Here is a 5,773-nt window from a genome sequence, read left to right as displayed (position 1 = left end):
ACCGAGTCGTCCTGCGCCGCGCGGACCGGGCGCCCGCCGGTCTTGCGGCCCCCCTGCCCGATGCGGGGCGCAGGCGCCGCCTGGCCGTCGGCCGCGGCCGACGGCGCGGCCTTCCTCGGGCGCCGGGTCCGCAGCCGCTCGGCCTCGTGGGCGTTCTCGTCAGCGACGTCCCAGGCCACCTCGAACATCGGGTCGTCCGCGTGCTCGCGGAACCAGTCGACGTCGGTGCTGGCCAACCGCTGCGGCTTGACGCCGGCCTTGCGGCATTCGGCGCGAAGCAGCTCCATCGCGCGGACGAGGGTCGCGCGTGCGACGCGCTGGCCCTCCAGCGTCATGCGACGCGCCGTCCGGACCACGTCGCGCCACTCGGCAAGGGAGGTGCCGTCCGCCAAGGCGTCGTCGCAGGGAACCCTGATCCACCCGGCCTCCTCGTCCACCAGGACGAGGAGGTGGCCGAGATCGGACGCATCGACCTTGACGAGGAACTCCTCGCCGAAGTGGAAGCCTTTCCTGCGGCGGACGCCCTTCAGCTCGTCCGACTGGAAGGTGAGCCCGAGGAAGGTGATCCCGTGCCGCTGGATGGTCCTCGGGACCACGAGCGCGATGAGCGGGTCGAGGTCGTCGGCCGACGGCGGCAGGCGCGTGCCGTAGCCGATCAGGTCCTGCCAGCGCTGCAGGGGCGTGCGTCCCAGCAGCCCGCCATGCTTGCGGTTGTGATAGATGTCGACGACCCAGATCGTGAAGAATTCGATGAGCTGGGCGAGGGTCAGGGCGGCTTGCCCGACGCTGTCGTAGTCGCCCCGCTCGCGCACGTCCCGGAAGGTCCGGCCCGGCAGGTAGGCGCAGAAGTCGCGCGCGATCGTGCCGAGGGCCCGCTCGACCTTGCCCTTCAGGTGGGGCTTGCGCCGGGGCATGTAGCGAAGCTCGAACCGCAGCTGCCCGGCGGCCGCCTTCATCGAGCGGGAGTGGAATTCCCGTCCGTTGTCGAGCTTGACCACCTCCGGCACGCCGAACACGGGCCAGGACGTCTCGACGCGGACGCGGGTCAGGTCCTTCGGCAGCACCGCCATGCGCAGGCAATGCATCACCGAGGTCCAGGAGGGGCGCTCTTCGCTGAGATGGAACCCGACGATCATCCGGGTGGCCGCACAGATGGCGACCGTGAGCCAGACGCGCTTGGTGCGCTTGTCCTTCCGACGCCGGTTCCGCGCCGGGGTGCCGTCGCCTTCCAGAACCAGCACGTCGAGCGGCGTGTGGTCGATCTCGACGATTTCGAGCGGCCGCGTCGCCTGAGGAGCCTTCTTGACGTGCCGGAAGGCCTGCTCCGCCTCCGCGGGGCCCTGGCGGTGATAGATCTCGTCGAACCGACTGACGTTCGCCTTCACCCAGCGCCGGATGGTCATGGCGTCGGGCACATCGAGGGGCACGGCGCGCGTCTTGTTCTCGCGCTCGACCCGGCCCTGGATGAACAGGATGACGTGGCTGAGGGGGGGGCCGTTCCGGATGAGCCAGTCCTCGCGCACCCGCTCGGCGAGGATCACCTCGACTTCCGGGTCGAGGCGGAAACCCGCCCGCCCCTTCTGGTCGTGCAACGGGATCAGCGCCGCGAGGGCCCTGCCCCCCTTGCGCCAGCGCCCGTACCAACCCTTCAGCGAGGACCCGCTCACCCGTTCGAGCGGCACGTCGTCGGGATGGGAGCCCTCGTTCTCGATGACCCGTTGCCGACGCTCCGCCGCGACGAGCTTCGCGATCTCGGCGTAGCCCTTCAGGACCTTCTTGTGGGTCCGCTCGGCGAAGCACCGGTCGCAGGCCTGCATGTAGTCGAGGCGCATCAGCGCCGCGTCCTGCTGGCGGACATCGAACGTGTCGATGGTGCGGAGGAGGTTGTCCTGGACGCCTTGGGGCAGGCCCGCGGTCGTGTCCTCCACCAGTTGAAGGCGCCTCGGCTCGCCGAAGTAGAGGTCGGCCAGCTCGGCATGGCTCTTCGTGACCGAGACCGGCCTCGCCCCGAGCGTGCGCAGGGTGACGCCGCTCGCGTCGCGCGAGAGCACCTTGTGGTAGACGCCCTCGACGATGACGAGGGCGCCCTCCTGCAGGCGGATCTGGCAAGCGCCCATGTTCAACGCCGCCCCCTCCCGGGCTCGGACACGCGCAGCCGCCCGCTGCGGCAAAGGTCCAGCATCGCGGCCTCGCTCAGGAAAAGCGTGACGGGATCGGGCCCGAGCCGGCGCAAGAGGACGCCGGCCGCGGCGCGCGCGATGGCGTGGGGGATCCCGTCGACGAGCGCGACCGCGCCGCGGTGCGTGCGGATCTGAGACCGATCTCCTGTCATGGGGCTACCTCCGGCTCGGGGAACGGCGGACAAGGGCGTGGTCGTCGAACGGTCGGCCGGGTTCGGTGAGCTCGGCTTCCCCGCGCGCGACCAGGGCGACGACGGCCCGGAAGGCGCGGGTCCCGAGGCCCGAGGCCGCTCGGAGCTCCCGGACGCGGGCCTCGCCGCCGAAGCGGTCCAGGACGACGCGGATGGTGTGCTGCTCCGCCTCGTCGACGACGAAGCTTCGCTCGCTCGCGACGAGCGCCGCGTTCGCGACCCGGAGCGCGTCGATCTCGACCTCGGTCCAGAGCTCGAAGCCGTGGTAGCCGGCCGCGATGGCGCCCGCCGCCAAGCGGGGCCGGATCTCGTCCCAGCCGAGCCTGATCACCCGCTTCAGCGGCTTGACCTCGACGCAGAGGCGCCGCCCGTCGTCGATCTCGACGGCGAAGTCCGGCGTGTAGGTGTGCCACCGGACGCCGTCGTGCCACCGGAACGGGACGGGCTCCTCCTGGTAGCGCAGGACGGCGTCGTCCTGCTCCAGGAGGAGGATGAAATCCCGCGCGAGGAGGCCCTCGTAGGCCACCATGCGGTGGCCCATGCCCGGCTTGCCGGAGGGGATCTCGCCCGTGATGCAGTCCCGCCGTCCGGTGACGATCCGGCGGGACGGATTCGGCTTGCCGACATGCCGGCTTCGCAGGGTCCGGGACATCAGGCCCCTGCCCCGGCGCCGGGCATCCGCGCGGGCGCGGCCGCCGCCCCCAGGCGGATTGGATACCGCGTCACCCCCTCCTGCCAGCGGTCCAGCGGGGTCCGCCCGTCCCGGCGCGAGCGGCCGAGGTCGTGCTGGCTGAGCCAATCCTGCACCGCGGCCATCAGGCCGTCGGCCGTCGCCACCGCGGCCCCGGTCGCGGCGAGCCATTGCCCCAGGCCCGCCGCCGGCGCGGCCCCGCCCGCGGAGGCCGCCGGGCCGAAGCGCAGCTCGATCCCGAGCGCCGCCGCGGACCGCAGGACCGATTCGCTGCGGAACCGGGGGGCGTGGTCGAGCAGGAGGGCGTCCGGGAGACCGAGGCAGAGGCGGGCGACGCCGAGCGGCTCCGGCGTGGCTGCGGCCGGCCGGGCACCGAAGAGCCCGAGGACGGCGTCGCCGTCGGGCTCCGTCGTGGAGAGCCTCGCCGCGACCGTCACGCCGCTGTAGGCGTCCCGCGCGGTCAGCAGGTGGACGCGATCCGTGTCGAGTTCCGGCAGCGCGATGTCGAGGGTCTCCTCGCCGACGACCACCTCGCCCAAGGGGTGCCCGCTCGACATGTGCAGGAACCGGAAGACCTGCCGGGCGGGCGCCGCGGATCCGCGCGCCGGCGGCCGCATGCGGGCGCGGATCATCCGGCGAAGGGTGCCGGGCGCCGGCACCTGGTCGGGCGCGCACCCGCGGGCCAGGGCCTCTTCCCGGCACCGCTGCAGCGCCGCCTGCGTCAACAGGGAGAGCGAGGGCGCCGGCCGCAGGCGGGCCTGGGCGGCGGCCTCGTCGGCCACGGACCCGATCCAGGCGGCCCAGCGGGGCCGGGCCGGCACGGACCGCCGCCGGTCGGCGAGCGCGGCCACCTGCCCGCCGCTCGTGCGGAGCAGCCGCTGCCACCGCCTGACCTGCCGCAGCGACGGCCACTTGACGTCGTCCACCTCACGGCCGACCGCCGCGAAGGCGGCCGGCACGGCATCGGCGCCGCACGCGCCGGCCGGCAGGCCTTCCAGGGCCTGCACATAGGCCAGGCGCCGTCCGGCGCGGGCGCGCTGCGCCTCCGTCAGCTCCGAGAGGGCCGGCGGATCCGCCGGGGCGAGGGAGTCGCTCTGGACGGGAAAAAGTTCGAGCTGCGTCATGACCGCGGCGGTCCTCTGAAAGCCCGTGGCGGGCGTTGATGGAAGCTGGGCGAGGCGGCCCCGGCACTCGGGCCGGGGCCGGTCGTGCGGGCTAGTCCTCGGGCGCCTGGTCGTCCCAGGCCTCGGGCGTGAACTTGCCGGTGGGGTGGCCGAGAAGGAGGCCGAGGTCGTCGTCCCACGCGTCGAAGGCGGGATCGACGAAGCGGTCGCCGGCGGGCGGCTCGCCGCCGTACTGATCGGTCAAGGGCGTTCTCCTGGGGTCGCGAGGTCGGTGGCCCGGTCGAGGGCGTCCGTCGGACGGCCCCGGCTCGGCGGCATCAGGCGGCCGGGACACCCCAAGGAGGCGACACGCGCAGGCCCTTGCTTTCACGCGCGGGAGCTGGCATACGTGTCGGGCCTCGGCGTGTGCCTCATCCGGTCGGTGCGGTAGTTTCACGGTCGCGGTCGAAAAGGCTCGGACGTCGCTTGGGCCGGGGATTCCACTCCCCTTCCCGGCGCGGTCGAGCGATACACCTGCGGTGGCTTGGTGGTTAGACGCAGGTGATCTCAAGGCGTGCGGCCCTCGGGCCGTGCGCCTTTGTCATGACTCATGGGGCGCGACCGGAGCCGGTCGCGGAGGGTCGCGCGACCGCCCACGGCGGACGCGAACCGGTCTGATCTGGCCGGGCATTGTTACTCTCCCTCGAAGTCCCGGGACGGGACTTTACTCGGTTTCGCCCTGAGACGGCTGCGCCCGGAACTGGCCGAGCGCGTACCACATCTTCGCCTTCCGGTCGTGGATTATTTTCCCATCGCGCTTAAGCTTGGTCTTGGACTTCTCCGAGGCGTCGAGCTGGTAGCCGGCTTTCCGGACGACCTCGTTCACCTCGGCGCCGGACATCCCCCGGGGGCCCGCCTTCGCCAACGCCGTGACGATCACCTTCGCGACCGGGCCGGTGACCGCGGGCAGTTGCAGGGGCTCCGCCCCCGGCCGATCCGCATCCGCGGCCGCCCGCGGGAGGGCCACGGCCGGCGCGAGGCCGGAGCGCTCCAACGTGCCGATCAGGTGGTCGATGCCGGCCAGTTCGGTGGCGATCTCGCGAAGCTTCGCGGCACCGGCCAGCATCGCCGACCGCACGGCTTCGTGCATCTCCGCCTCGGCCTGCCGGGCCTGCTCGCGCAGCCTCTCCCGCGCCTGTTGCAGTTCGGTGAGCACGACCATCCCCCACAAGGCCCGCGGGCGGTCGCGCCCAGGCCGATTTTGAAATCCTACCCGGTCGCGGACCCCGTGGCAACCGGGTGAGACCCGGCCGCAAGGCGCCTGGTTAACGGGGTCCTGCCTGACCGACCCTGCTTCCGGCCGGGTGGCTTCCCGTCCGGACCGGCCGCGCAGACCTGGCCGGGCGCGCCCGCGGGCGGCGAGCCCGGGCCGGGCGTGCCGGCGCGCTCCGGCCGTTGGCCGGGTGACTCGGCGTCACCCCGCCCGGTAGGCCGCGGCCGGACCGACCGGCTCGCGCGACATGAAGGGCTGCCCCCTGCCCTCCGCCCAGGCGAAGCCAAGCGCGGCCAGCGCCGCCGTCAGCTGCGCGTCGTCGGCGGGAGCGATCC

6 protein-coding genes are annotated in these 5,773 nt (G+C 73.2%); all 6 read right to left on the bottom strand.

The features are described 5' to 3' along the window. Nucleotides 1-2,117 (bottom strand): DDE-type integrase/transposase/recombinase (locus tag AX737_RS28475; RefSeq protein WP_245293518.1); only part of this gene is annotated, 2,117 nt, incomplete at its 3' end. 2 nt (nt 2,118-2,119) lie between these two features. Beyond that, nucleotides 2,120-2,332: a hypothetical protein gene (locus AX737_RS28470; protein ID WP_066927220.1), complete on the bottom strand. Its 213-nt coding sequence runs from the start codon at nt 2,330-2,332 to the stop codon at nt 2,120-2,122. 4 nt (nt 2,333-2,336) lie between these two features. Then, a complete protein-coding gene (locus tag AX737_RS28465; protein WP_012752999.1) occupies nt 2,337-3,023 on the bottom strand; it encodes a TnsA endonuclease N-terminal domain-containing protein in 687 nt (228 codons plus the stop codon). Continuing rightward, nucleotides 3,023-4,186, bottom strand: a complete 1,164-nt coding sequence (locus tag AX737_RS28460; protein ID WP_066927218.1) for a hypothetical protein — start codon at nt 4,184-4,186, stop codon at nt 3,023-3,025. Before AX737_RS28460 ends, AX737_RS28465 begins: the two co-directional genes overlap by 1 nt. 91 nt (nt 4,187-4,277) lie before the next feature. Then, complete coding sequence (locus AX737_RS33790; RefSeq protein ID WP_009863639.1) at nt 4,278-4,430, bottom strand: hypothetical protein; 153 nt, start codon at nt 4,428-4,430, stop codon at nt 4,278-4,280. A gap of 459 nt (nt 4,431-4,889) precedes the next feature. Next, nucleotides 4,890-5,387, bottom strand: a complete 498-nt coding sequence (locus tag AX737_RS28455) for a hypothetical protein (protein ID WP_012752997.1) — start codon at nt 5,385-5,387, stop codon at nt 4,890-4,892. Nucleotides 5,388-5,773 lie beyond the last annotated feature (386 nt).

The organism is Methylobacterium sp. CCH5-D2 (assembly GCF_001556475.1).
Classification (GTDB): domain Bacteria; phylum Pseudomonadota; class Alphaproteobacteria; order Rhizobiales; family Beijerinckiaceae; genus Methylobacterium; species Methylobacterium hispanicum.
The sequence above is the reverse complement of the archived record's forward strand: the minus strand, read 5'-3'. Positions and strand labels throughout refer to the sequence as shown.

Bases quoted from the DNA above. Each gene is read 5' to 3' on its own strand.
- AX737_RS28470 (WP_066927220.1), bottom strand. From the start codon at position 2,332: ATGACAGGAGATCGGTCTCAGATCCGCACGCACCGCGGCGCGGTCGCG.
- AX737_RS28465 (WP_012752999.1), bottom strand. From the start codon at position 3,023: ATGTCCCGGACCCTGCGAAGCCGGCATGTCGGCAAGCCGAATCCGTCC.
- AX737_RS28460 (WP_066927218.1), bottom strand. From the start codon at position 4,186: ATGACGCAGCTCGAACTTTTTCCCGTCCAGAGCGACTCCCTCGCCCCG.
- AX737_RS28455 (WP_012752997.1), bottom strand. From the start codon at position 5,387: ATGGTCGTGCTCACCGAACTGCAACAGGCGCGGGAGAGGCTGCGCGAG.